Source organism: Halomonas bluephagenesis, from assembly GCF_054790765.1.
Map to the genome: position 1 here is coordinate 274,372 of NZ_CP133631.1, position 25,346 is coordinate 299,717.

General features: G+C 52.4%; 24 protein-coding genes. 4 read left to right on the top strand and 20 right to left on the bottom strand.

The genetic code is table 11. The features are described 5' to 3' along the window. Positions 1-60: 60 nt before the first annotated feature. Both rlmD and cysM read right to left on the bottom strand, forming a co-directional pair. The gene (rlmD, locus tag REH51_RS01280; protein ID WP_009722091.1) at positions 61-1,527 is read right to left on the bottom strand and encodes a 23S rRNA (uracil(1939)-C(5))-methyltransferase RlmD; all 1,467 of its coding nucleotides are present in this window, start codon (positions 1,525-1,527) and stop codon (positions 61-63) included. Further along, positions 1,528-2,424, bottom strand: coding sequence for a cysteine synthase CysM (gene cysM, locus REH51_RS01285; protein ID WP_009722090.1), 897 nt, complete (start codon positions 2,422-2,424; stop codon positions 1,528-1,530). 91 nt (positions 2,425-2,515) lie between these two features. Between cysM and REH51_RS01290 the strand changes: the two genes are divergently transcribed. Next, positions 2,516-5,215, top strand: coding sequence for an ATP-binding protein (locus tag REH51_RS01290; protein ID WP_498936669.1), 2,700 nt, complete (start codon positions 2,516-2,518; stop codon positions 5,213-5,215). Positions 5,216-5,220: 5 nt separating this feature from the next. On the opposite strand, the gene acpS is transcribed toward REH51_RS01290, so the two are convergent. The 12 genes from acpS to rpoE all read right to left on the bottom strand — a co-directional run bounded on the left by acpS (position 5,221) and on the right by rpoE (position 16,247). Further along, a complete protein-coding gene (acpS, locus tag REH51_RS01295) occupies positions 5,221-5,598 on the bottom strand; it encodes a holo-ACP synthase (protein ID WP_009722088.1) in 378 nt (125 codons plus the stop codon). A gap of 1 nt (position 5,599) precedes the next feature. Beyond that, positions 5,600-6,424 (bottom strand): pyridoxine 5'-phosphate synthase, encoded by an 825-nt coding sequence (gene pdxJ / locus REH51_RS01300; protein ID WP_498936671.1) that lies wholly within the window; start codon positions 6,422-6,424, stop codon positions 5,600-5,602. Between the two features lie 35 nt (positions 6,425-6,459). Continuing rightward, the gene (recO, locus tag REH51_RS01305; protein ID WP_009722086.1) at positions 6,460-7,152 is read right to left on the bottom strand and encodes a DNA repair protein RecO; all 693 of its coding nucleotides are present in this window, start codon (positions 7,150-7,152) and stop codon (positions 6,460-6,462) included. Positions 7,153-7,160: 8 nt separating this feature from the next. Next, entirely contained in the window at positions 7,161-8,060 is a 900-nt protein-coding gene (gene era, locus REH51_RS01310; RefSeq protein ID WP_009722085.1) for a GTPase Era, read from the bottom strand. Beyond that, on the bottom strand, positions 8,057-8,749 hold the full coding sequence (gene rnc, locus REH51_RS01315; protein WP_009722084.1) for a ribonuclease III: 693 nt from the start codon (positions 8,747-8,749) through the stop codon (positions 8,057-8,059). Before rnc ends, era begins: the two co-directional genes overlap by 4 nt. A 61-nt stretch (positions 8,750-8,810) precedes the next feature. Then, a complete protein-coding gene (gene lepB, locus REH51_RS01320; RefSeq protein ID WP_009722083.1) occupies positions 8,811-9,614 on the bottom strand; it encodes a signal peptidase I in 804 nt (267 codons plus the stop codon). A 15-nt stretch (positions 9,615-9,629) separates the two neighbouring features. Beyond that, a complete protein-coding gene (gene lepA, locus REH51_RS01325) occupies positions 9,630-11,447 on the bottom strand; it encodes a translation elongation factor 4 (protein ID WP_009722082.1) in 1,818 nt (605 codons plus the stop codon). 191 nt (positions 11,448-11,638) lie between these two features. Further along, positions 11,639-13,054 carry a DegQ family serine endoprotease gene (locus REH51_RS01330; RefSeq protein ID WP_009722081.1) on the bottom strand — a complete coding sequence of 472 codons (1,416 nt, stop codon included), beginning with the start codon at positions 13,052-13,054 and terminating at the stop codon, positions 11,639-11,641. Positions 13,055-13,132: 78 nt separating this feature from the next. Continuing rightward, entirely contained in the window at positions 13,133-13,579 is a 447-nt protein-coding gene (locus REH51_RS01335) for a SoxR reducing system RseC family protein (RefSeq protein WP_083817043.1), read from the bottom strand. 14 nt (positions 13,580-13,593) lie between these two features. Further along, a complete protein-coding gene (locus REH51_RS01340) occupies positions 13,594-14,559 on the bottom strand; it encodes a MucB/RseB C-terminal domain-containing protein (RefSeq protein WP_009722080.1) in 966 nt (321 codons plus the stop codon). A 39-nt stretch (positions 14,560-14,598) separates the two neighbouring features. Continuing rightward, the gene (locus REH51_RS01345) at positions 14,599-15,351 is read right to left on the bottom strand and encodes a sigma-E factor negative regulatory protein (RefSeq protein ID WP_009722079.1); all 753 of its coding nucleotides are present in this window, start codon (positions 15,349-15,351) and stop codon (positions 14,599-14,601) included. 296 nt (positions 15,352-15,647) lie between these two features. Beyond that, positions 15,648-16,247 (bottom strand): RNA polymerase sigma factor RpoE, encoded by a 600-nt coding sequence (gene rpoE, locus REH51_RS01350; protein ID WP_009722078.1) that lies wholly within the window; start codon positions 16,245-16,247, stop codon positions 15,648-15,650. Between the two features lie 379 nt (positions 16,248-16,626). On the opposite strand from rpoE, the gene REH51_RS01355 reads away from it, so the two are divergent. After that, positions 16,627-17,703, top strand: a complete 1,077-nt coding sequence (locus REH51_RS01355; RefSeq protein ID WP_498936673.1) for a 3-deoxy-7-phosphoheptulonate synthase — start codon at positions 16,627-16,629, stop codon at positions 17,701-17,703. An 84-nt stretch (positions 17,704-17,787) separates the two neighbouring features. Here the strand turns inward: REH51_RS01355 and dinG are convergent, their stop codons facing one another. Further along, a complete protein-coding gene (gene dinG, locus REH51_RS01360; protein ID WP_009722076.1) occupies positions 17,788-19,917 on the bottom strand; it encodes an ATP-dependent DNA helicase DinG in 2,130 nt (709 codons plus the stop codon). 5 nt (positions 19,918-19,922) lie between these two features. Beyond that, on the bottom strand, positions 19,923-21,197 hold the full coding sequence (rhlB, locus tag REH51_RS01365) for an ATP-dependent RNA helicase RhlB (RefSeq protein WP_009722075.1): 1,275 nt from the start codon (positions 21,195-21,197) through the stop codon (positions 19,923-19,925). Positions 21,198-21,342: 145 nt separating this feature from the next. Here rhlB and REH51_RS01370 point away from each other — a divergent pair, with 145 nt between their 5' ends. Beyond that, positions 21,343-21,591 carry a hypothetical protein gene (locus REH51_RS01370; protein ID WP_009722074.1) on the top strand — a complete coding sequence of 83 codons (249 nt, stop codon included), beginning with the start codon at positions 21,343-21,345 and terminating at the stop codon, positions 21,589-21,591. Then, positions 21,591-22,424, top strand: a complete 834-nt coding sequence (gene xthA, locus REH51_RS01375) for an exodeoxyribonuclease III (RefSeq protein WP_009722073.1) — start codon at positions 21,591-21,593, stop codon at positions 22,422-22,424. Before REH51_RS01370 ends, xthA begins: the two co-directional genes overlap by 1 nt. 65 nt (positions 22,425-22,489) lie before the next feature. On the opposite strand, the gene REH51_RS01380 is transcribed toward xthA, so the two are convergent. From REH51_RS01380 to REH51_RS01395, 4 genes are read right to left on the bottom strand one after another with little or no spacing between them, the layout of a single operon-like run. Further along, positions 22,490-23,584: a hypothetical protein gene (locus REH51_RS01380; RefSeq protein WP_009722072.1), complete on the bottom strand. Its 1,095-nt coding sequence runs from the start codon at positions 23,582-23,584 to the stop codon at positions 22,490-22,492. A gap of 57 nt (positions 23,585-23,641) precedes the next feature. Next, positions 23,642-24,406 carry a TonB family protein gene (locus tag REH51_RS01385; RefSeq protein ID WP_009722071.1) on the bottom strand — a complete coding sequence of 255 codons (765 nt, stop codon included), beginning with the start codon at positions 24,404-24,406 and terminating at the stop codon, positions 23,642-23,644. Continuing rightward, a complete protein-coding gene (locus REH51_RS01390; RefSeq protein ID WP_009722070.1) occupies positions 24,403-24,810 on the bottom strand; it encodes an ExbD/TolR family protein in 408 nt (135 codons plus the stop codon). Before REH51_RS01390 ends, REH51_RS01385 begins: the two co-directional genes overlap by 4 nt. Then, positions 24,803-25,345 (bottom strand): MotA/TolQ/ExbB proton channel family protein, encoded by a 543-nt coding sequence (locus REH51_RS01395; protein ID WP_009722069.1) that lies wholly within the window; start codon positions 25,343-25,345, stop codon positions 24,803-24,805. The genes REH51_RS01390 and REH51_RS01395 overlap by 8 nt, the downstream gene beginning before the upstream one ends. Position 25,346 lies beyond the last annotated feature (1 nt).

Below are 25,346 nucleotides of genomic sequence, written 5' to 3' on the forward strand. Positions count from 1 at the left end.
CATCCTTTCAGGGTGACGGCTATCCATTTTCCATCACCGAGGCTTGATGCAATGGGCAGGCTAGCCCTCGTATTCAAATAGCATCAGCGTTTCCAGGTGAGCAGTGTGTATAAACATATCTGCTACTGCTACTTGCTTGACGCGATAACCTGCATGCACAAGATGTGCCGCATCGCGGGCAAGCGTTGCCGGGTCACAAGAAATATAGGCCACCCGGGGTATGTTGTAACTGCCTAATACTTGGCAAACTGCTTCCGCGCCGCTCCGAGGCGGATCCAGCACAATCGCATCAATTTGCTGATGCTCACTCAGCAGCATTTGCACGACTCTAGCGTCACTTAAGTCTGCTTGCTGGGCATCCACATCCAATTGATTAGCATCAGCGTTAGTAGTAATTCGCTCCACCATCGCTGGGTTGCCTTCTACAGCAACCACCTTTGCTCCAGCGGCTGCTAACGGCAGACTGAAGTTACCAATCCCAGCAAAGAGGTCTATGAACTGTTGCCCTGGCGCTGGCTTCAACCATGCTACCACCTGGGCTACCATCTTTTGGTTAACCTCAGCATTTACCTGCAAAAAGTCGCCTGGTGAGAAACGTAACGTCAATAGGCTGAATGCTTCATCACTTGCCAAACGATGCTCACTTGTTGGCAAACTCGCTCTTTGAATTTCTAGCTCATCAAGGTTGAGCACTTCTTGTAGAACGGGTACGGCGCCACTATGCGCACCATTCCAGTGCAAAGCAGGTGTTTCCCGCCCTAACCAAGTGCCGAGCGAAACGTGCTGCTGTTCCGCAAATTGCTGCCAGCGAGCCATATCTTGATCATGTGCTTTTAACTGACGCACCAGCACCACCGTCGCCTCATTGGTCGCCAGTAATTCGACATGGCCAACGAGGCGGGGCGACTCTAACGTTGCCAGTAGTTGCCGCAATGGAAGAATTAATTCGTTAAGCGCGGGCACCAGAACATGGCACTGCTCAATATCAACTAACCGGTGGCTGTTGGGTGCTCGAAACCCCAGGAGAACATTACCCTGACCATCCACCCTAACACCCAGACGGGCGCGACGTCGGTAGTGCTCGCTACTGCCATCTAACGCAGCAATGGGGCCTAGCGTAAGGCCCTGGCGCGCCATTAGCTCGGTGACCACCTCGCGCTTGTGCTGACGTTGTGCAGCGAGGTTAAGATGCTGTAAATCACAGCCTCCACACTGTCCAAAGTAAACACAGGGAGGCTCAACCCGCTGCTCTGATGTAGTGAGCCGCGCTTTAATATGCGCTTCGTCGTACCGTTTACGCGTCACATGTACCGCTACATCGACGTGCTCACCGGGTAACGCCTGATCAATAAACACCGTTTTGCCCGCAATGTTATGTGCTACACCACGGCCATCATGAGCTAAACGCTCAACCACCAGCGTTGTCGAGGTATCATCTTTTGTCTCAATTTTACGGCTCGGTTTGCGTACGAGTCCCGAGTGTCCTGAGGCGGGGCGAGGTGGCCGCCGCTTACCCAACATGGCCATCTATAACTCCGGGGCAAATAAGCCAGTGGAAAGGTAGCGATCACCTCGGTCACAAACGATGAAGACAATGACTGCGTTCTCAGCTTGTTCTGCGATACGCAGTGCTCCAGCCAAGCTACCACCTGACGACACCCCAGCAAAAATACCCTCTTCACGAGCTAGGCGGCGCATGTGGACTTCTGCCTCTTGCTGACCGATATCAAGGGTCATATCGACCCTCGGTGCTTCAAAAATCGACGGCAAATACTCTTTTGGCCAACGACGAATCCCAGGTATGCTCGCGCCATCGCCAGGTTGTAAACCAACAATTTGAATCGCTGGGTTTTGTTCCTTGAGATAACGAGACACTCCCATGATAGTGCCCGTTGTCCCCATTGAACTGACAAAATGCGTCACTTCACCGCCTGTTTGCTGCCATACCTCTGGCCCCGTTGTGCGGTAGTGCGCTAGCGGGTTATCTGGGTTGGCAAATTGGTTTAGCGGCTTACCTTCGCCTCTCGCGATCATCGCATCGGCAATATCTCGTGCCTCTTCCATCCCACCTTCTTTGCTGGCTGAAATCAGTGTGGCACCGAAAGCTGCCATGGCCTGTTTGCGCTCTTCTGAGGCGTTTTCAGGCATGATCAGCGTCATTTTGTAACCTTTGATAGCAGCGGCCATGGCCAACGCAATACCCGTATTGCCTGAGGTTGCTTCCACTAGCGTATCACCCGGGACGATATCGCCCCGTGCTTCCGCTTCACTTAACATAGAGAGTGCCGGGCGGTCTTTCACCGAACCTGCAGGGTTATTACCCTCTAGTTTGGCAAGAAGCGTGTTATTACGACCGGCGGTTATGCGCTTTAAGCGAACTAATGGCGTATTGCCAACCACATCTTCGAGCGTCGGATAATTCATCGTACATTCCTTATCATCACCATTATGCTGCATTATATCGGTCCTGCCGTTAGCTTGACAGGCAACCTCATTGAATCAACGAGCTTCTCTCATGTCTTTAAACACGCGCTTACTCTTTGCGTTACTCGGATTTCCGCTTCTTGTCTATGCCGTCATGGCAGTATTGCTGGTGGTGCAAAGCGAAACCACTGGCCGTGACATGCTAAAAGAACGTTTAGTAAGCGCTGGTGAATTACTGGCCCCAAGCCTGGGTAATGCCATGGTAGATGGCGACTTACCTCGTTTGGAAGCCATTGCCAGACAGCTTCTGGAGCACAAAGGGTTACGCGCAGTGACGCTTTTCGACGAGCAAGGAAGTCGCTTATTAGTACTGGGTCACTCGATACCTCCACCGCCTCGCCTAAATGCCCCTAATTCCACGACACTCACCATGGATGAAACTATTTGGCGCTTGCAGGTACCTTTAACCACGTCTCACGGCCAACAATTTAATCTTACTAATACTGGCTGGCTTGAAGCTGAGATGGACATACGCACGCTTAAACTGGAGCGCTACAAGCTCATTGCCAGCCTTAGTTTAGGCGGCATGCTGCTTGGCCTGCTGCTATTTTTAGTCGCATTTGCGATCAGTCGCTACGCTACTCGCCCAATTGAAGAAGCGAATCAAGCGCTTTATCGCCTATCACGGGGGGACTACCGTCCTTTTATTGCGACTGCCCGGCCTACCGAGTTTCGGCAGTTGGCAGAGCATATCAATGGACTAGCGGAACATTTCCGGCAAGCCCAGCATGATATGCAAAGCCAAATCGAGCAAGCGACCAGTGAACTGCAAGAGTCAATGGAAACGATTGAAGAACAAAATATCAAACTCGATCTTGCTCATCGCAGCGCGCTACGCGCGAATGCAGTGAAGTCCGAATTTCTGGCTAATATGAGCCACGAAATCCGCACTCCTTTAAATGGCATCATTGGGTTTTGCCGTTTATTAGGCCGCTCGTCCCTCGATACACGGCAGACAGAGTGGCTAGAGCATGTGCATCGTGCTTGCGACAACCTACTGATGCTAGTCAATGATGTGCTGGACTTCTCAAAACTAGAAGCCGATCGTCTGACGCTAGAAGAAGTCGACATCGATCTTGTGTCACTGGTAGACGAAGTTGTTGGCCTTCATGCGCCTGAAGCTCAACGCAAACGACTACATTTAGTGGCGATGGTGTATGACGATGTGCCGTCAACGCTTTGCGGAGACCCGCTACGAATCCATCAAGTCCTCAATAATTTAACCAGCAATGCGCTGAAATTTACGCCTAAGGGAGAAGTCATCATCCGTGTCATGCTGGATAGTCAAGAGGGCCAGCATGTTGTACTGCGCATTAGCGTTAGTGACACAGGCATTGGCTTTAGCGATGAACAACAAAATCAACTGTTTAGTGCGTTTTCCCAGGCAGACCCTAGTCACTCCAGACAGTTTGGAGGTAGCGGTTTAGGGCTGACTATTTGCAGGCAATTAGTTCAACGAATGGGTGGAGAGATTTCGGTTGATAGCGAGCCTGGAGTGGGAGCAACGTTCTCATTTACGTTGCCGCTACTTGCGGACATGACAAATGAACGGCCACAGGAGCTCTCTCTGGACGATTCAATCATTCGCTTACACGAGCCCCACCTGCCAACTCGAAACGTATTGGAGCATTTAATAGAACGTTGGGGCGCTACTGCCGTCTCCTTCATTGAATCTGGCAACGAACAACTGCTAGTACTGAGCCTAGCGCATGATGACTTTATCGGTGAGCGAAAGACTTATTGGCAATCGGTTATTGCTCAAGCGTCCTGCCCGACACTTATCCTTGCAAATGCCACTAGCTTTGAACTGCCTCTCTGGGAGCTTCCTAATGGGGGCGATATGCTGTGTAAACCATTTACCAGAGCTCAGTTGGTTGCCACGTTTAAACAGCTATTGGAGCCTGCCACAGATACGATTCCGACCAACACACAAACGGTTAAAGCACTTCCTTCGCCCACATTGACGGTTCTGATCGTTGACGATAACGCGCCTAACCGCGAACTATTAAAAGCCATGCTGGAGAACGATCATCTCAACATTGTGTTAGCTGCCAGCGGCCAGGAAGCGCTGGATTATGCTCGTCAGCACGAAGCCGACATGGTGCTAATGGATATTCGTATGCCTGATATGGACGGTGTTCAAACCACCCAGGCATTGCGACGAATTAATAATAGCTGGGCGCGCTGTCCAATTATTGCCGTGACCGCTCACGTACTAAGCGATGAACGTCAGCAGTGGCTTGCGGAGGGTTTAGACGACGTATTGGTAAAGCCTATCAATGAAACTCAGCTACAACAGCAGTTTCAACGCTTCCTGGGCATAACACTGCCAACAAGCCCGCTTTTGGAGATCCCCCAAAAAGCCCCTGCTGCTGGTTACACACCAGCCTCATTACCCGTTATTGACCTTGAGTTAGGCACTCGCCTAGCTGGCGGCAAACCCGAGTTCGCCAAAGAGCAGCTAAAGCGACTGATCGATAGCCTGAGCGAATGCGAACAACAAATTCGCAGCGCTTTCGAAGAGAGCAATCTGACGGTCTTACTCGATCATGTTCATGCACTCAATGGTGCCAGCCGCTACTGCGGCGCACCCGAGCTAGCGTTAACGGTAGAAACATTGGAGACACGCTTGCGTACAGGGGGCTTGGGACAGGCTGAGAATTTACTTGATGAACTCTTTACCGCCATCAAGCGACTTAGAGAGCAACGAGACGCGTTAAATGAGCGCTAGCCTTGCTAGCGCTCAATCACTACAAATGCCACCGCGTAATCGGCTTCATCACTGAGCGTTATATGGGCGACAGAGGCACCGCTGCTTTGAAACAGGCGAAGTGCCTCACCGCTCAATTGTAGGCTTGGCTTGCCCAGCGAATCATTGAGGATCTGAATATCGCCCCATTGCATACCGCTTCTCAGGCCAAGCCCCAGCGCTTTAACATACGCTTCTTTGGCTGCAAAACGCTTTGCCAAATAGTTAACGGGCTGACCTTTTGCCTGCCAAACAGTTTGCTCTTCAGGTCCTAAAATTCGCTGGGCAAAGCGTGGCCCATGACGTTTTACTGCCTTAGTAAAGCGCTCGACTCGGGCGATGTCCGACCCAATTCCGACAATCATCTTAGTGGCTGCAGCAACCGTTGTGTTCGTGTTCGTGTCCGTGCTCATGTTCGTGCTCATGAGCATCTACCGCCGCCATTAGACCGGCTTCTTGACCAGCAATGATCAAGCGTTTCATTTCCTGAATAGCATCCTTCAGACCAACAAAAAGCGCACGAGCAATAATGGCGTGACCAATGTTGAGTTCATTAACCCCCGGCAGCGCAGCAATCGCCTCAACGTTGTGATAGTGCAAGCCATGGCCGGCATTAACTACTAAGCCAGCAGAAACAGCATGAATGGCCGCTGCACTCAGGCGTTCATATTCAGCAATAGCAGCTTCACTGCCAGGTTTTGCTTCAGCATAGGCTCCCGTGTGCAGCTCAATCGTTGGCGCCCCTGCGCGTATAGCCGCATCAATCTGCGCTTCTTCAGGATCGATAAATAACGATACATCGCAGCCAATAGCGCTCAAACGCCGGCAAGCATCGGCAATAAGATCAAAACCGCCAACAACGTCCAAGCCCCCTTCTGTAGTTAGCTCTTCACGCTTTTCTGGCACTAAACACACGTGCGCCGGGCGTATTTCCTCAGCCAGCGCCAGCATTTCTTCAGTGACAGCCATCTCTAAATTCATACGCGTATTGAGCACTTCTGCTAATAGGCGAACATCTCTAGGCTGAATATGGCGGCGATCTTCACGCAGGTGAACCGTAATACCATCAGCGCCCGCTTCTTCTGCTAACAACGCCGCTTGAACTGGATCAGGGTAACGAGTACCACGCGCTTGGCGCAGCGTCGCAATGTGATCGATGTTAACGCCTAATAAAATCCGCGGAGGATGCATCACGTGTCTCCAATAATTGATATCAAGATGCCCACCTAGCGCTGTCGGCGGCGGGCCAAATCGAGCATTAGTTCTCGGGAGCGTAAAGCGGTAGCGCCTAAATGAGGGGCAAGCGCTGCCCGCATCACCGCTTTTAAAGCGCTTGCTAAGCCAACAGGCTGCCAATCGCCTTGATCTATATAGCGCAGCGTCCGACCTTCTATGCCCTGCTCTGCAGGTGCAAAAGCACGACTTGCTGCATCAAACCGATAACGCGTTTGAGGATCGAGAACACCACCATCGTAGGTGCAAAAGCGTGGTGTTGCCTCAAGCGTCTCCAGCAGCGCCCACTCAAAACGTCGCAGCGCCAAGGCGCGGTCCGCCGGAGCTGGCAATGCTTCTAACAGCGCGCTATAAAATGCAAAAACCTCTGGCGCTGCAAGCTCCAAAGGAAGTAGACGTGTGGCTATTTCATTCGCATATAAGCCGCAGAGCAGCCCTTCTCCGGCAAGCAGTGCCGTCTGGCCTCGCGACTCCATCAGCATTAATCGCTTTAGCTCGCGCTCACCTCGCCACGACACAAACAACGGAGTAAAGGGTTGCAGCCGCTGACGCGACTTAGAACCTGGCCGCTGCCCACCATGGGCAACGGCGCGGATACGGCCATAATTAAGGGTTAACAAATCCACCAACGCACTGGTTTCACGGTAAGGCCTGCGATGCAGTAAAAACGCTGGCTCTGCCGACATGGAAGCACTCAATCGAGATCGTAACCCAAGCTTTTCAATGCCCGCTCGTCATCTGACCAGCCGCGCTTCACTTTCACCCATAGATTTAGCATTACCTTGGTGCCCAAGGCGCGCTCCATATCTAAGCGCGCTTCGCGACCAATGCTTTTAATACGATCTCCATTTTCACCGATCAAGATGACCTTTTGGCCCTGGCGCTCGACCAGAATTAAGGCACTGATATGGGTCACGCGCTCGGTTTCACGGAACTCTTCGATTTCCACGGTCATTTGATACGGAAGCTCATCACCCAGTTGGCGCATCACTTTTTCACGCACCAGCTCAGCCGCCATGAAGCGTAAGCTCTTATCAGTGACTTGATCTTCTGGGAAAAAGTGAACGCTCTCTGGCAAGTATTTGGCAACTTCCTGTTCAAGCGTATCAACTTGAGTGCCGTGCTTGGCAGAAATAGGGACTACTGCAGCAAACTCACGACGTGCACCTACTTCAGCCAACCAGGGCAACAAATCACCCTTATCGTTTAAACGATCTACTTTGTTGACCGCTAAAATCACCGGTGCTTTCACGTGCTCAAGCCGTTTTAGCACAGCTTGGTCTTCATCCGTCCAGCGGGTGCGGTCAATAATAAACACTACACAGTCAACATCACGCAACGCCTGCGTTGCTGCTTGGTTCATAAAACGGTTGATCGCTTTATTACGGTCTTTTGACATGATGTGCATGCCAGGCGTATCAACATAGATGAATTGCGTCTCTTCGACCGTCTTAATACCCATGACCTGATGCCGCGTAGTTTGAGGGCGACGCGAGGTAATGGAAATTTTTTGCCCTAGAATCCGGTTCATGAGGGTTGATTTGCCTACGTTGGGCCGCCCAACGATGGCCACGAAGCCGCAGGTTTGACTCATGACTTGTCTCCAGGTGTTTTTTCAAGGTGGAATAGCGCTTCTTCAGCTGCCTGTTGCTCAGCATGGCGGCGGCTGGGGCCTTTACCAGTGGTATGCTCGGTTAGCAAATCAATGTAGCACTCCACGGTAAAGGTCTGGGCATGCGCCTCCCCCTTTACAGAGACTACTTCATAGCGCGGCAACGCTGCCTGACGCGATTGCAAAAACTCTTGTAAGCGCGTTTTTGGGTCTTTTTGAGTATCTTGTAGCGAAATATTTTCAAGCCGCTCGGCGTACCATGCAAGCACTCGTTGACGCACAACATCCATGCCCGCGTCTAAATAAATCGCACCAATCACAGCTTCTACTGCATCAGCCAAAATGGATTCACGGCGATGACCGCCACTCTTCATTTCTCCTGAACCAAGCCGTAAGCATTCGCCGAACTCCATTTCCCGAGCCAGCTCAGCCAGTGTCTGGCCTTTCACCAAACGTGCTCTAAGACGCGATAACTGCCCTTCTCGAGCCTGAGGAAAGCGTTGAAAAAGCGCCTCAGCGATTACAAAATTGACGATAGAGTCACCCAGAAATTCCAGGCGCTCATTGTTGCGACCACCGTAGCTACGATGGGTCATGGCCAGTTCCATCAGCGTAGGATCACCGAAGGTATGGCCGATTCGTCGGCAAAAAGCGGTTAAGGAATTACTCACAGTGCTCCTACGTCGTTGACGTTAACTAATATGACAGCATTAACAATTTCTAAACTATGTTTCATTCAATACGCCGTACGCTGGTAAAACTAGGCAGGCCACCGTCCCAATGCATCCAAACGGCAAACGCTCTTCCAACGATATTATCTTCAGGAACAAACCCCCAATAACGGCTATCGTTGGAGTGATCACGGTTATCACCCATCGTGAAATAATGCCCATCCGGCACGACTACTTCACGCATCTGGGGCCCAGGATCGCGGGGATTATTATATATATAGTGGCTAACGCTACCTAATTGCTCTTCTAATAATAGCTGTTGTGGCGAAAGTTCGGGGCCTTCTTCAATCAATGCCTTAGTGACTGGATCGCCGTTAACATACAGCTGCTTACCCTCATAGCGAATACGGTCACCCGGCAAACCAACCACACGCTTAATAAAGTTGACCGAAGGCTCTTCTGGGAAACGGAACACCATTACGTCTCCCCGCTCAGGGTCATCTACCTCTAAAAAACGGTTGTGAACCACCGGTAATCGCAAACCGTAGGCAAATTTATTCACCAAGATAAAGTCACCCACTTCAAGAGTCGGCTTCATTGATCCCGATGGAATTTGAAACGGTTCAACAATAAAGCTGCGCACTACCAGCACCACCAGCAGGACTGGAAAAAACGAGCGTGAGTAGTCAATCGGCCACGGCTCTTTTAGCAACTTCTCTCGGGTGGGCGCATCCAGGCCTTCCGTCGTAGCTGCTTCAGCAGTGGCTAATCGCTCACGACGCTTAGGCCTAAGCCAAAGCAAATCCAGCAGATATATTGCCCCAGAAAGTGCAACGGCGATTACCAGTAATAATGAAAAATCCATGTGGGGTAGGTATCCCTAGTCGTTTACCTTGAGCACAGCAAGGAAGGCATCCTGGGGAATTTCAACACGCCCCACCTGTTTCATGCGTTTCTTACCGGCCTTCTGTTTTTCCAGTAGTTTCTTTTTACGGCTAACATCACCGCCGTAACATTTGGCCGTCACGTTTTTACGCAGCGCTTTGACTGTTGAACGCGCAACAACTTGGCCACCAATAGCCGCTTGAATAGCCACATCAAACATTTGCCGCGGAATCAACTCTTTCATTTTTTCCACTAGCAGGCGACCACGGTTATGCGCATGATCACGGTGGATAATGACGGCCAGCGCATCTACTTTATCGCCGTTAATCAGCACGTCCAGGCGAACCAACTTAGCTGCTTCAAAACGTTCGAAGTTATACTCAAGTGATGCATAACCACGAGAAATAGACTTCAAGCGATCAAAAAAGTCCATGACCACTTCCGACATGGGCAACTCATAGGTTAACTGGATCTGATTACCCAGGAACTGCATATCTAATTGTGTACCGCGACGCTGCTCACACTCAGCAATCACGTTACCAACATACTCCTGAGGAACCAGAATACTGGCACGCACGATGGGTTCACGCATCTCATCAACGTCTGCCATATCAGGCAGTTTGGAAGGGTTCGATACATATTGAATATCGCCGTTCTTCATGGCGAGTTCATACACCACCGTTGGCGCTGTGGTGAGTAGATCAAGATCATACTCACGCTCTAAGCGCTCTTGAATGATCTCCATGTGCAGCGTGCCCAGGAAGCCCACACGGAAACCAAAGCCCAACGCATCCGAGTTTTCCGGCTCATATTCAAGTGAAGCATCATTGAGCGCGAGCTTCTCGAGCGCGTCCCGGAAGTCCTCATAATCATCGGCACTAACAGGGAACATGCCTGCATATACCTGCGGTTTCACTTTTTGGAAACCAGGCAAGCGAGGAACATCAGGGGTTTTGGTGTGGGTGATCGTATCGCCTACCGGCGCACCATGAATTTCTTTGATGCCGGCAACAATAAAACCTACTTCGCCAGCACGCAGAATATTGGTTTCTTTGCGCAGTGGTGTGAAGATACCCACTTCGGTGGCACTCCAATCACGCCCTGTCGACTTAATCCGGATTTTTTCGCCTTTGCGCAAAGTGCCGTCGAATAGGCGCACTAGCGAGACAACACCCAGATAGTTATCGAACCAGGAATCGATAATCAGCGCCTGAAGCGGTGCATCAGGATCACCTTTGGGAGGCGGAATGTCGCGCACGAGGCGCTCAAGCAACGCATCAATGCCGATGCCACTTTTAGCCGACACTTGGCAGGCATCGGTAGCGTCCAACCCAATAATTTCTTCTACTTCTTGCGCGACACGATCAGGGTCGGCCTGGGGCAAGTCGATTTTATTGAGCACCGGCAACACTTCCAGCCCCTGCTCAATTGCGGTGTAGCAATTGGCGACCGATTGCGCTTCAACCCCTTGAGCCGCATCAACGACCAATAACGCCCCTTCACAGGCATAAAGGGAACGCGATACCTCGTAAGAGAAGTCCACGTGCCCAGGCGTATCGATGAAGTTGAGCTGATAAACTTCACCGTCTGCCGCCGTGTAATCAAGCGTTACGGACTGCGCCTTAATGGTAATACCACGCTCGCGCTCAATATCCATGGAGTCGAGCACCTGCTCCTTAAGCTCTCGCTCGGTCAGACCGCCGCAGGTCTGAATCAAACGATCTGATAGCGTCGATTTACCATGATCGATATGCGCGATGATGGAGAAATTGCGTATGTGCTTGAGCTTTCCGCTGGAAACGTCTTGAGACATCGAGTGTGTTCTGCCTTATGGGTGTGCAAGGTGTAGCAGGCTTTATTGAGCCGGCGTGCGCAGGCAATAAAGATTGCCGCACCACTACTTTGCCAATGTTCGTCAAAAAGATAAGCGCTATTGTAGCGATATGCGCGGGATAGGAACAGCAGTCCGGCGAGAACCGCCGGACTGGAGAGACAATCAGTGGATTACTCTAGACGTAATGCCACAAATAGCGAGCGTCCATCTCGGTACAAACGCAGTGGAATTGCGCGATCATCTGGTAGCTCTTCAATAATTTCTAACAGCTCATCTGCCGAAGAAACGCTACGATGGTCAATGCTAACTAATATATCGCCTACACGCAGACCCGCTTGTGAGGCAACACTTTCCGGATCAACTTGGCGCACTTCCACGCCACCACTTATATTCAGGCGCTCACGGGTTTCTTCATCAATTTCAACTACTGCCACACCCAGGCGAACCTGATTATTGCTGCTCGAACTATCTCTATGGTCAGCTTCTGAATCAGGCCAGCTACCCAGCTCAAGCGTTTCTGTTACCTGTTCGCCATCGCGCATCAGTGTTAAATCCACATCACTGCCTGGAGCAACGCGACCAATCAGACGCGGCAATGTACTGGAACGATCAACCTCTTCCCCGTTTACTTCAATAATGACATCACCCGCCTGAAGGCCACCTTGGGCCGCAGGCCCATCCGGGTCTAGGTCAGCAATCAGTGCGCCAATAGCTTCTTCCATGCCAAACGACTCGGCCAGATCACGAGACACAGGCTGAATCATTACGCCCAGCCAACCTCGATTCACATGTCCATCTTCGCGTAGCTGATCAGCAACATCCATTGCCACATTAATGGGGATAGCAAAAGAGAGCCCCATAAAGCCGCCACTACGAGTAAGTATTTGAGAGTTAATACCTACCACTTCCCCTTCAAGGTTAAATAAAGGGCCACCGGAATTACCTGGATTAATGGCAACATCGGTTTGGATAAAAGGTACGTAAACATCACGAGGCAGCGTGCGGTTAATAGCACTCACAATTCCAGCAGACACCGAATGGTCAAAACCAAAGGGTGAGCCTATGGCAGCCACCCACTCGCCGACTTTTAATTCATCAGAGTCGCCCAAATTGAGCACTGGCAAGTTATTGGCATCAACTTTCAATAGCGCCACATCTGTCTGCGTATCACTACCTACCAGCTCTGCGGTTAGTTCTCGACGATCGTTTAATCGCACAAGAATTTCATCAGCATCTTGAACCACGTGGGCATTCGTTAGTACGTAACCATCCGCACTAATGACGAAGCCAGAGCCAAGTGACTGACGCTCTTCACTGCGACCTGGCCCTCGGCTGGGAGGCGTAGGAAAACTGTCGCCAAAAAAGTGCCGAAATATTTCAGGGATATCCTGACTACCGAACCCTTGAATTGAAGGTCCAGAGCCACGCTGAATCGTCCTGCTGGTAGAGATATTAACAACGCCGGGGGCTGCATCTTCTACCAACTTGGTAAAGTCTGGCAGATTCTGCGCGTGGGCATTTTGCCCCACGGCCAAAAGTGCAATAAAGCACAGCCAAAGTGCGGAGGGAAAAACCAAGCGCTTCATGCAACAGCTCCTAATCAAGCAAGTACAAACCACGTACTAAACATAAGGGAGTGCAACTCTCAGCGAGTTACAGGAGTATTAACTGACCAGACGCGGACGGAAGCGTTCCACTCGTCCGCGCAGAAGATATTTCAGGATGACGACAGAGCTAATTAAAGTACTAAAAAATAGCATCGCACAAAACCAATCACTCCTCCCCATCCCTGACGCAGCACCCGAAATGATGATGGCAAACAGGAGGGGTAACGCATAAACAAGCAGCGCCAACCTGTTAACATCATTTTTACCAACAGTGAACGACACTAAGCTACCTATTGGATAACGGCTGGGATATTGCGAGGGCAAACCACCTGGATCAATAACGGCGTGTGGTTGACGACGGACCAACAACCCTACGCCACAACCACGACCTTCAGCACACTGCTGACAAGCGACATTGCTCGACACATCAACGACTAACCCTGCCCTAGAGTGATCAATGACAGTGCCTGAGCGTACAATAGCATTGCAATCTGTAGTGTTCACAACGATGTACCTAATTATTCAAACTGCACCGATTGAACAATGCGCTGCAACAATTCAACGGGCAGCTCGCCGATGCCCACTAATTGCCAGCTCTGATCTCCAACATCGATCAACGACACAGCAGCGGTAGACACGCCTATTCGATGAAGACCTTCCTGTAACGCTGATGGTTGACTGGCGGGCGACACGAACACACTCACAGCAGCTAACCCGTCGCTATACACACGCTGGCCGCTTTGCTGCCCCGGCTCCAGGGGCTGTTCAATAAACCCTTCGGGCAGCCAAGTTACTTGCCAGGACTGGTCAAGCATTTGTTCATCTGCGGGACTAGGTAATTCACCACTATAGGCGGTAGGAGAATGGAGCTGAGTAATCTGGAAGGTTTCAAGGACACGGCCTTGAGCATCACTAAGCACGTGCTTAAGTAACAGCCCCGTCTCTTGATCGATCCACCAAGTATGCTGATATCGCTGACTATCAATAGGCGAAAAGCGGAGTTCTACAGCATCACGTTCGGCTACCCGTGTTTTATCCTGAAGCGCTATTTCGTAATGCTCAGCAACATGCTCTGCCCATGCTTCTGGTGCAGACGTTGAGTCAGAGTCGCTGGGTGGAAACCAAGCTAAGTGCCCAGCAATGGAGCGGCGCTCAACACTAACGGACGGGCCATCCAGGTGTTGAACCACTTGTTGCCGGACGCCATCTCGAACACGATGGGAAAGTGCCAGCGTTCTCACCCCTATAGCATCAATAGAAACGGCGCGCGCTTGAAATTCAAAGCAGTGTCCAGCATAAACGCTCGACACAAGCCACTCATGAGCAGTAGTGAAGGGAGGTTGGTTAAGTGCATCTGCGCAGGAAAGCGACGGATAGCTATCAGCTTTCAGCTGGAGAGGCAGTAAACTGGTGCTCAATACGCCCAGGCCAACTGCTAACTTACCTCTCCAGGCAAGATATTTACCAATCACATTTCCAGCCACGTGGGCCCTCACTTGATATAAAGTCGGCCAAAATACCTATTAACGTTGCCCTAAAGGTTCCGTTACTGAAGAAGAGCGCATTAACGGCATCCAGCTATCACCACTCCCACCGGCAGCACCTTGCGCATGTTGCTCAAGGTACGATTTAAGCAGGCGAATCTGATCAGCATCAATAGCTAATGTCTGCTGAGCCATATCCCCTTGAGGCGCATGGGGCGAAGAAAACCCTGCATCGCTGACATTCATAAAACCGCCTTGACCGGATTGGCCATTAACACGAAACGGCGTTTGTTCGAACATCGGCATTTCTGATGGCGTCATCGAAGCGGGTTGAGATGCTGCTAAATTAACAGGCTGAACTTGCACACCACCGCCAGACTGGGCAGCAATGCTATCTCCTGCGCTTCCCCCCACACTCTGCGGGCTACCTGAGGTCGTGTTACCGTTGTTAAAGAACTGCACCCCAGTGATAACCATGAGCGAAACGGCAGCCGCTACCCCCGCACCACGGGCAAAGGAAAGCCCACCAGAGCGAGCGGGAGTAACCACGGTGTCGTCTTCAAGGGCTGGAGCAGGCTCATCACGCAATCGATCCATAATGCCAGCAGAGAGATCGATGCTCACATCTACATTTCTTTCACGCTGCATCATGCTGCGCGCCAAATGGTAGCGCCGCCATGTCTCCGCCGCATCAGAATCGTCAGGCAGTGACTTCAACACTCGGCGCAATTCAAGCTCGTCACTCTCGCTATCCATCAATGCTGAAAGCGACTCCCGTGTGTTTTGACTCATACTTCACACCCTCACACTGTGTTAAAAGAAGCGCTGCGATGACACTGCTAACGAGTGTTTACCACCCCAGCAACTCCACAGGCCAAGACCTTGTTTCAAATCGCCAACTTCCAAACGTTTAATAATCAGCAGATTAAACTGTGTAACTACTGAATATTGAACGTTCACTTGGCGCTTACTCGACCTAACCAAGATCGTCAGGTTCTATGACGCTTCACTTTCCAGACAGTTCACAAAAAAAGTAAAAACGTAATTAAATGTGAATTTAAAGCTCTGCGTCTACCACTATCCGCCCCTCACTCATCGCGACTATTCCTGGCTGTTGTCACTAATGGGCGTATATGCTCATCAACCGCTTCACGGGCGCGAAAAATGCGCGAACGCACTGTTCCTACGGGGCATTGCATCACCTGAGCAATGTCTTCATACGCAAGGCCATCTAGTTCACGCAGCGTGATCGCAGTGCGTAAATCATCTGGCAGATTCTCGATGGCTTCGTAAACGGCGGCTTCCAGCTGGTCCCGAGCAATCGATGCCTCTGGCGATTCAGAGTCAGCCAGCCGCCCGCTCTGATCAATCATTTCAGCATCGACAATATCTAGGTCACTGCCGGGCGGTCTACGCCCCCGAGACACTAAATGGTTTTTGGCAGTGTTGATCGCGATACGATACATCCATGTGTAAAACGCACTTTCCGACCGAAACTTACCGAGTGCACGGTACGCTTTGATAAAGGCTTCTTGCGCCACGTCTTGTACTTCGGAGTGATCGTGAACATAACGCCCAATCAATCCAATAATTTTGTGCTGATATTTTTTTACCAGTAGATCGAAAGCGCGTGTATCACCTTTTTGGGCACGTTCAACCAGCTGTTGGTCTGTTTCACGAGTGCCCATTCACACTTCCCTCCCGCTCGTGCGACGCACGCCGAGCGCTTTCTCTCTTCGCCCTTTCATGTGGGCCTTTACAGCAAGCAGCATAGTGTCCCTTGGGCATTGGTTAATCTTAATGATGACAGATGATAGTGAATGATTCGCCTACCACACCCAGTGTAAAAAAGTATCCAATGGTACTTAGTGTTACGCGTTCTTAGCGAGGCATCAAGCGCTTACACTCTTTCCCCTCCCATTCCTCCCGACCTAACCCACAGCCCCCGCAGAATCTTGACCGTGACACTTTTCGTTTAGATCAAGTTCCGCAACAATTGATTTTTACCTGCCTGACACGCCATAGTAGAGCCACTTTTTAGTCCATAGCGCACGCACAGGTAGCACGATGTCAGATCAGCAGGTTAGTAACCTTAACGTCCTTGCACAGGATGTTCTCACCACCCCCGAAGCTCTTAAACAGACTATTCCGCTGACAGAAGCTGCGGAACGCTCTGTTATTGAGGCCCGCCATACCATTCAAAACATCCTCGACGGCAAAGATCATCGGCTTCTCGTCGTTGTAGGCCCATGCTCCATCCATGATGTGGATGCCGCACTGGACTATGCGCGCCGGCTGCGTAAATTGGCAGATCAAGTGAGCGACAGCCTGTTCATTGTCATGCGCGTCTATTTCGAAAAACCCCGGACAACGGTGGGTTGGAAAGGACTGATAAACGACCCGCATCTTAACGATTCTTTCGAAATTGATGAAGGTCTTCACATCGCGCGCAAGCTACTCGTCGACCTGGCTGAGCTTGCCCTGCCGCTCGCAACGGAAGCGTTAGACCCGATCTCTCCCCAGTATATGCAAGACTGCATTAGCTGGTCGGCGATCGGTGCACGCACTACAGAATCGCAAACCCACCGTGAGATGGCGTCAGGTCTATCCTGCCCAGTCGGCTTTAAAAACGGCACCGACGGCAGCCTTGACGTCGCTATTAATGCACTGCAGTCCGTTGCCAGCCCGCATAACTTCCTAGGTATCAACAACGCAGGCCAAGTCGCCATTATTCGCACACGCGGCAACGCTTACGGCCACGTCGTGTTGCGCGGCGGCAACGGTAAGCCTAACTACGACAGCGTCAGCGTTTCGCTAGCTGAAAAGGAGCTTAAAAAAGCCGACCTTTCAGCCAACATTATGATCGATTGCTCTCACGCCAATTCTAATAAAGATGCTGGCCTACAGCCGCTTGTGCTCGAGAACGTCACCAACCAAATTCTGGAAGGCAACACGTCCATTATTGGTCTGATGGTTGAGTCAAACATTGGCTGGGGCAACCAAAAAGTTCCTGCCGACCTTAGCCAGCTGACGTACGGCGTTTCCATCACCGACGCCTGCATTGATTGGGATACGACGGTCGAAACTTTTACCCATATGAACGAAAAACTCGCTCCGGCGCTCACCAAGCGTATCGCACAGTAAGAAAAAACGGCTAGTAATCATAAGTGCCCCGCAAGGATATTAGCCTTAGCGGGGCATTTTATTGCTACATTTTATTACCACTTATTACTGCATGATTTCTCGTTTGAATGGCGGCAATGCATCTAGCAACGCTTGGCCGTACCGGCGAGTAATCACCCGTCGATCTAGCAGCGTAATGACACCGCGGTCGCTCTCCTTACGGATCAGCCGCCCGCAAGCCTGCACTAGCTTGATTGACGCATCTGGAACGCTAATCCGCATAAACGGGTTCCCACCCTGGCTTTCAATCCACTCGGCAAGCGTGGCCCCCACCGGATCATCAGGCACCGCAAATGGCAGCCGCGTAATCACCACATGGGTGAGATAGTCGCCGGGCAAATCGATACCTTCAGCAAAACTAGCCAAGCCAAAAATAATGCTGCCATTGCCGTCATCGACAGCCGCGCGATGACGCTCAAGCAGTTCGCGCTTGGGCAACGCATCCTGCGCCAGCACTCGCTCTTTAGTTGCCGCAGGCAGCGCTTTCTCCACCGCCCGCAATTGCGCCCTAGAAGAAAACAGCACCAGCACCGCTTCGTTATTTCCCAATTGAACCACGAAATTAACGATGGCGCTTTCATGGGCATCGCGATCACTGGGGTCGGTCGCCTCTTTAGGCACGCGCAGAATGGCATTGGCATAATCAAAGGGGCTCGGCAGCGCCTGATAGCGATAGCGGTTTGCTAACCCAGCGCGCTCTTGGATTCGCTCAAAACGCCCCAGCGCGGTAAGCGTGGCTGATGTTACTACCGCGCCATGACAGCGTCCCCACAAATGTTTCGCAAGGGTATGCGCCGCTGATACGGGACTTGCCGAAAACTCGATTTCCGGCTCTCCCGCCACACGACTAAGCGTTATCCAGCGGGCACTGGGTGGCGCATTGGCAGCATCCTGCTCACTGAAGGCTTGCCATAGCGCATGGGCATCAAGTGAACGCCCATGCAGCAGTGCAATCAGCGGCAACCACGTGTCGGCTTGATCCCTATCCAGCCCTGTTTGCTTATCAGGGTCGAGACTTTCGCGCAGGATATCGCTAATGCTTTCCAGGCTACGTGACAACGTGGCAAACATAACCAACAGTTGCTTGGCTTGTTCGCGAAGCGCTTCCGGCACCTGGCCTTTTTCAAAACGCTGCTGATGGCTAGCTTCTTCATCCGACAAGCCGTTTTCCCGCCCGGCCAGTTGGTGACCCATGCTAAACACATCGCCCAAGGCAGGCTCTAAGCTATGCAGTAACTCAGGTAACCCCGCGAGCAAGCGCGCGATTGTCGGCTGAGCCGCTAGCCCCTGATGAAGATCAGTCAAACTGCTTTTCAAGGTTTTAAGCCAGCGCAAACAGCCATGCACCGCAAAACGATGGGCAAAGTGGGAAAGTGCCTTATCTGGCAGGTGGTGGCCTTCATCAAAGACAAAAATGCAGTCAGCGGGATCGGGTAGAATCGCCCCACCACCCAACGCCAGGTCAGCAAGAACCAAGTCATGGTTGGCCACGATTATATCGGCATCTTCCAGATCACGCCGAGAACGAAAAAAGGCGCAAGCACCAAAATGACCGCAGCGACGGCCTGTGCATTGGCGATGATCCACCGTTAGCTGCCGCCAATGACTGTCGTCGATGGACGCCGACCACGTATCGCGATCGCCTTCCCACTCACCCTTGCCGTAAGCCTCTGCCATATCCGTGGCTAATAGGGAAAAGTCACTGCTGTTGGATTGAAGTGACTGCTCAAATAGCGACAGCGTCGGGTTTGGCTCAGAGCCTTCTAATGCCTGGTCAAGACGCGCAACACACACGTACCTGCCACGCCCTTTTGCCAAGGCATAACGAAAGGCAATACCGCTATGGCTGGCAAGCGAAGGCAGGTCTTGATTAAGCACCTGCTCCTGCAGTGCCACCGTTGCAGTGGAAACAATCAGTCGCTTTCCCTGCGCTTTGGCAATCGGCAACGCGGCAATCAGGTAGGCAAGCGTTTTACCAGTTCCGGTGCCCGCCTCCAGCACGCACACATGATTATCGTTTGTGCGCTTGCCTTCGCCATCCTGCTCAATGCCACCTAGCGTACGAGCAATTTCTGCAATCATCAGGCGCTGGCCGTAGCGTGGCGTCAGCTCAAGCTTTTCCACCACGCGACGATAGGCGTCTTGAATATCGCTTTTCAGCGCATTATCGAGCATGCGCGTTACAGCATGCCTTCCGGCGGATGTTCGCAGGGCAGCTTACCGTTAATGTAGCGCTCAATTTCTGGTAGCGAGAACGCATCTTCTTCACCAACAAAACTAATCGAAACGCCTTTGGCACCGGCACGTCCGGTACGTCCAATACGATGAACGTAATCTTCCGGATCTTCAGGCAACGTGTAGTTGATCACGTGGCTGACATCTTCGATATGAATGCCACGCCCTGCGACATCAGTAGCCACCAACACTTGAATTTCTCCCTCACGGAAGCTTTCCAACGTCTTGATGCGCTGATTCTGCGGCACATCGCCTGATAGCATGGCGACACTAACGCCTGCTTTTTTCAGCAAATCATCTAGCTTGCGTACGAGATCGCGACGGTTACCAAACACCATTACTCGCTCGAAGCTTTCCTGCGTTAGCAGATTCACCAGCAGTCGCTGCTTGTCGTCATCAGACACTAGATAAACGCGCTGATCGATATCTGCCTGGTTCTCAACGGTGACTTCAATCTCTACATGGGCAGGATCGAGCGTCCATTGACTCGCCAGACTCAAGATATCGTCAGTGAAGGTTGCCGAGAACAGGAACGTCTGGCGCTCCTCTTTTTTAGGCGTATAGCGAATGATGCGCTTCACATCGGGAATAAAGCCCATGGAAAGCATGCGATCCGCTTCATCCAGCACCAACACTTCGACTTCAGAGAGGTCGATATCGCGCTTCTGGTGGAAATCCAGCAGGCGTCCTGGTGTTGCCACCAAAATATCGATCTTCTTGCCCAGGCTCTCGCGCTGCTTTTGGTAATCCATGCCGCCGACAACACTGGCCACATTGAGCTGCGTGAAGCGAGCAAGCGCTTTAGCATCTTTTTCGATTTGCAGTGCCAGCTCCCGGGTAGGCGCGATAATCAACGCACGGGGTGCGCCTGATTTTTGGCCATCAGGGGTCGGCTCTTCCAGAAAATAAGCCATTACCGAAATCAAAAAGGCAGCAGTTTTTCCGGTACCTGTCTGCGCCTTGCCGACAATATCGCCACCCAGCAACGTATGACGCAGCGCCTCTGACTGAATAGGCGTGCAGTATTCAAACCCTTGGGCATGAATGGCACGCATTAAAGGCAGCGGCAAATCAAAGTCATGGAAGCGCCACTTGCCGGCAACGGCGGGCACCTGAAACTGACGAAGATCCCAGTTCGATTGACGACGACGCGGCTTCCGACGGCGGCGTTTTGGCTTGCGGTTCTGGGCCGATGCTGTGGTCTGTTCCGACTCGCTCATAGGCTGTGTATCTGTCCATTGCTGTGGATGTTAGGCATCACGAAGTGCGCATTGTACCAGGGGTTGGCGATAAGAGCGCGTCCTGCTGTCGAAGGAGTACGCTTGCCTGTTAGAATGAGGCATAAATTAACCCAAGGAGCGCGATATGACGCGTAAGAAAAAAACTCGTTCGCTGGCGGATAAGGTAACTATCCGTACTGGCCGCCGCAAAGATTACAAGAAGTGGCGCCATGATAACCCTGACCAGGTAACCTCTTCACGCCGTTTTGTGGCTAAAAAGCAGCAACAACGTAAGCTTCAAGCAGTGCGTAAACTAGCGCGCCAGCAAGAAGGACAAAATATTGTTATCCATCCTGACAAAGAAGGAGACAACCCGTCTGGAGAGCATTCGTAATGCGTTTGGTCTCGTTTAATATCAATGGCATTCGGGCACGACTGCATCAGCTTCAAGCGCTGATTGACACGCAGCAGCCAGATGTCATTGGCCTGCAGGAAACCAAAGTGCAAGACAGCGAGTTTCCCCTGGCTGACGTTGAAGCTATGGGCTATCACGTTTTTTATTACGGTCAAAAGGGCCATTACGGGGTTGCCCTACTGTGTCGGCAAAAACCTCAAGCGGTTTTTTATGGCTTTCCTGATGATGAGGAAGACGCCCAGCGCCGCATGATTGGCGTGCGGCTACTCGCCGATAATGGTGAATCAGTCACCGTGTGGAATGGCTACTTCCCCCAGGGTGAAAACGTTGAACACCCAACTAAATTCCCTCATAAAGCGCGCTTCTATCAGCAATTGGCAAGCCTGCTTCAAAACCAGCACCGCCCCGACGAACAGCTGGCGATCATGGGGGATTTCAACATATCGCCGGAAGATCAGGATATTGGCATTGGCGAACCAAGCCGCAAACGCTGGTTACGCGAGGGCAAAGCCAGCTTTCAGCCTATCGAGCGAGAATGGCTTGAAGGTATAAAAGCGTGGGGCCTTAGCGACAGCTATCGGCTGTGCCACCCGGATAATAGCGAATGGTTCAGTTGGTTTGACTATCGTTCAAAGGGTTTTGACCGCGAGCCAAAACGCGGCCTGCGCATTGACTATATTCTTGTGTCTAAACCGCTTGCCGAATGCGTCACCGATGCAGGCATTGATTATCAATTGCGTGGTATGGAGCGGCCTTCCGATCACGCTCCCACCTGGAGTGATTTTGCGCTGACGCTTTCACAGGCAGACTAAGCACAAACAAACAAGCTCGCCCCTCTCATCAATCGAGAGGGGTCCGATCAAGGGCTTCTCACCCTTCAAAAATTCGACAACCACTGCTTGGCCTGATCATCGCCAAGATTCACCGCTTTGATAAGCGCTTCCTCGGCCTGATCATCTTGCCCCCAGCGGTAAGCAAGCTGTCCGTATTGCCGCCAGTCTTCAGCTTTTTGAGTGTTCTCAGCAAGCGCCTTCCAAGCATTCAGCGCCTTTTCGATATCCTTGGCCTGCTGCCATGCGCCCGCCAACAACCTTAGCGCTTCTTCATCACGCGTCAAAGCACCTTCTTGGATAGCCGCTTCCAAGTGTTCGCCTGCCCTGGCTGGCGTACCACCGGCCAAATGCAGGCGAATTAACGTCAAGCGATCTTCGGTCGTGGTGAACTTACCCAACTGCCATGCCATCTCCCACACGCCGGCAGCCACGCCAGCCTGGCCTGCTTGTTGGGCAAGCCCGGCCGCCTGACGCCAGGCATCAGGCTCGCTCTGTGCATTCAAACCACCCACTAGCCAACCGAGAGCTTCATCGTTTTGCCCCGCATTGCGCAATACCGCGGTGGTTAGCGTCTGCTGCGTGTCAGTCAAACCGCCTTTTTGCAGTAACGGCGACAGCCAGCCTGCAGCAGCATCCCAGCGCTCCTCTTCCGCCAATAAGCGAACCAGCCGCCATGCTGACTCGTCATAATGAGAATTGCCCTGGGACTGCGTTAGCCACTGCTCATACAGCGCGATGGCCTCAGTGGGCTGGTTACCTGCGCGACGTAGCGACGCCTCATCACGCAGCCAGCGCAGGATTTGGCTGTTAGGCACGCTAGGGCGCTGTCGTGCGCTGGCTAACTCATTAGCAGCCGCAACGTGATCACCTTGACGCACTAACGCACTCGCGGCGAGCTGATGATATAGCGCACTTGCCCACTGGTCGGCACGATTGCCGCTGGCGAGACGCGCTGCCTGAGATCGTGCATGATCAGCAATACGGTTGAGCACATCGCTGTCAGCCTCGCCATTGGGCTGCTCAGCTAATTGGCTTTGAAGCCTGTTAAGATCGCGAACAATGTCACCCGGCAGCGGTTCGTTCGCCTGCGCCACAACGCTTAGCGCGCTCAATACGACGATTCCCACCCAACGCTGCATACTTTTTCCTCGACTGGCGTTCTCGACGAGCCAATTCATACTGGCTATCTCAACTGGCTATCTCAACTGGAACTCAATGCGCTGCGTGGCGCGGCGAAGCTGTTGGCCGGGCTCAAACTGCCAGCGCGCAATCGCTTCGCGGGCAGCGTCTTCAAACACTCGCCTTGGCTGTGCTCGCGTGACGCGAATCGTGCCGTTATCGACGCTGCCATCTCGGCGAATAACAAACTCCACCTCAACAAAGCCCTCCATGCCGCGCCTCTGAGCACGCGGCGGATAAGAAGGGTTCACGCGGCTGGTTGGGGCGACTTGCCCAACACTGACAGGCTCATTCGATGGCGCAGGCTCTGCCACTGGCGAGGCTTCACGCTGCACTGTCGTAGGCGCAGGAGAAGGCGCCGCCGTTTCAGCTGGCTGAGGTGCAGGATCAGGCTGCGGCGCTGGCCTTGGAGACGGCTTCGGCGCGGGCTGCGGGGTTGGTTCGGGAGTAATTTCCGTTAGCTCTGGCAACTCACTCTCCAACTCAACTGGTTCCACTGGCTCATCTGGAAGTTCCACTTCAGGCAGCGCAATCGCACTCTCTGCAACAGGTGCCGGTGCAGGCATAGGCATCGGCGGGGGTGCTGGCGCCGCCTCAGAAGGTGCAGGCGACGGCGCTTCTTGCTCTGGCGCTACCTCTGGTGCGTCTATCATAGTCATCGACATGGTCATTATCGGCGTCTCTGGCGAACGCTCTGGGGGTGTTACTAGTAGCGCCAGCATCCAAAACAAACCAACGGCTAAGGCAATACCACCTAGTATCGAGAGGGCATGACGAATCATGGAGCGCTCCGGCTCGCTGCCACGGCGATCTGATCAACACCCGCCTGCTTGAGGCGATCCATCACTTCAATCAACAGCCCAGTGGTGGACTCCCGATCGGCTTGGATAACAACGGAGCCATCATCACTCAACATACCGGCCACCTGCTGACCAATACGATGCACATCGACTGGCTTACCATCGACCCAAACAGCACCTTCTGGCGTCACCGCAATCAACACCTGTGCATCTGGCCGCGGGCTTGCCGCTGCCGCTTCAGGGCGGTCAATCTCAACACCGCTCTCTTTAATAAAGCTGGTCGTCACGATAAAAAAGATCAGCATGATAAAGACAACATCCAGCATCGGCGTCAGGTTAACTTCATTGCTATCAGCCGTGGTATCTATAGAGCGGCGTCTACGCATCATTCTCCTCCAAGGCACGAGCTAAGCGGTCGTGTAACCGCTGGTCTTCGCGACGAATAACGTGCTCTAAACGACTAATAAACAGCAACCCCACCACCGCAATCGCCATGCCGGTTAGCGTGGGCAATGTGGCACGGGCAACACCGTCGGCCATTGCCCTCGCCTGATGGGTATCACTGAGAGAAAGGCTATCGAACACGGTAATCATACCGGTGACGGTACCCAACAAGCCTAACAGTGGACATAGCGCCACGAGCAGCTTGATCCATGGCAACGGGCGGCGCAGCTTAGCAACCAGCGCCTCTGTCCAGACATTGCGCAGCGTGCGCGCACTCCAGCTACGATGATCACTGCGTGCCGCCCAGCGACGAATCAGTTGGCGCCGGGCACGCCGCCAGCTAAAGCGGTAATACCACCAACGCTCTATTGCCATCCCAAATACCAGCACGGCAACGAATGCCAGCACCATTAAAACGGCACCACCGGCATCAAGCAGCCGCTCAACGGGCTCAAGCCAAAGAGGTAACGTGGGCATA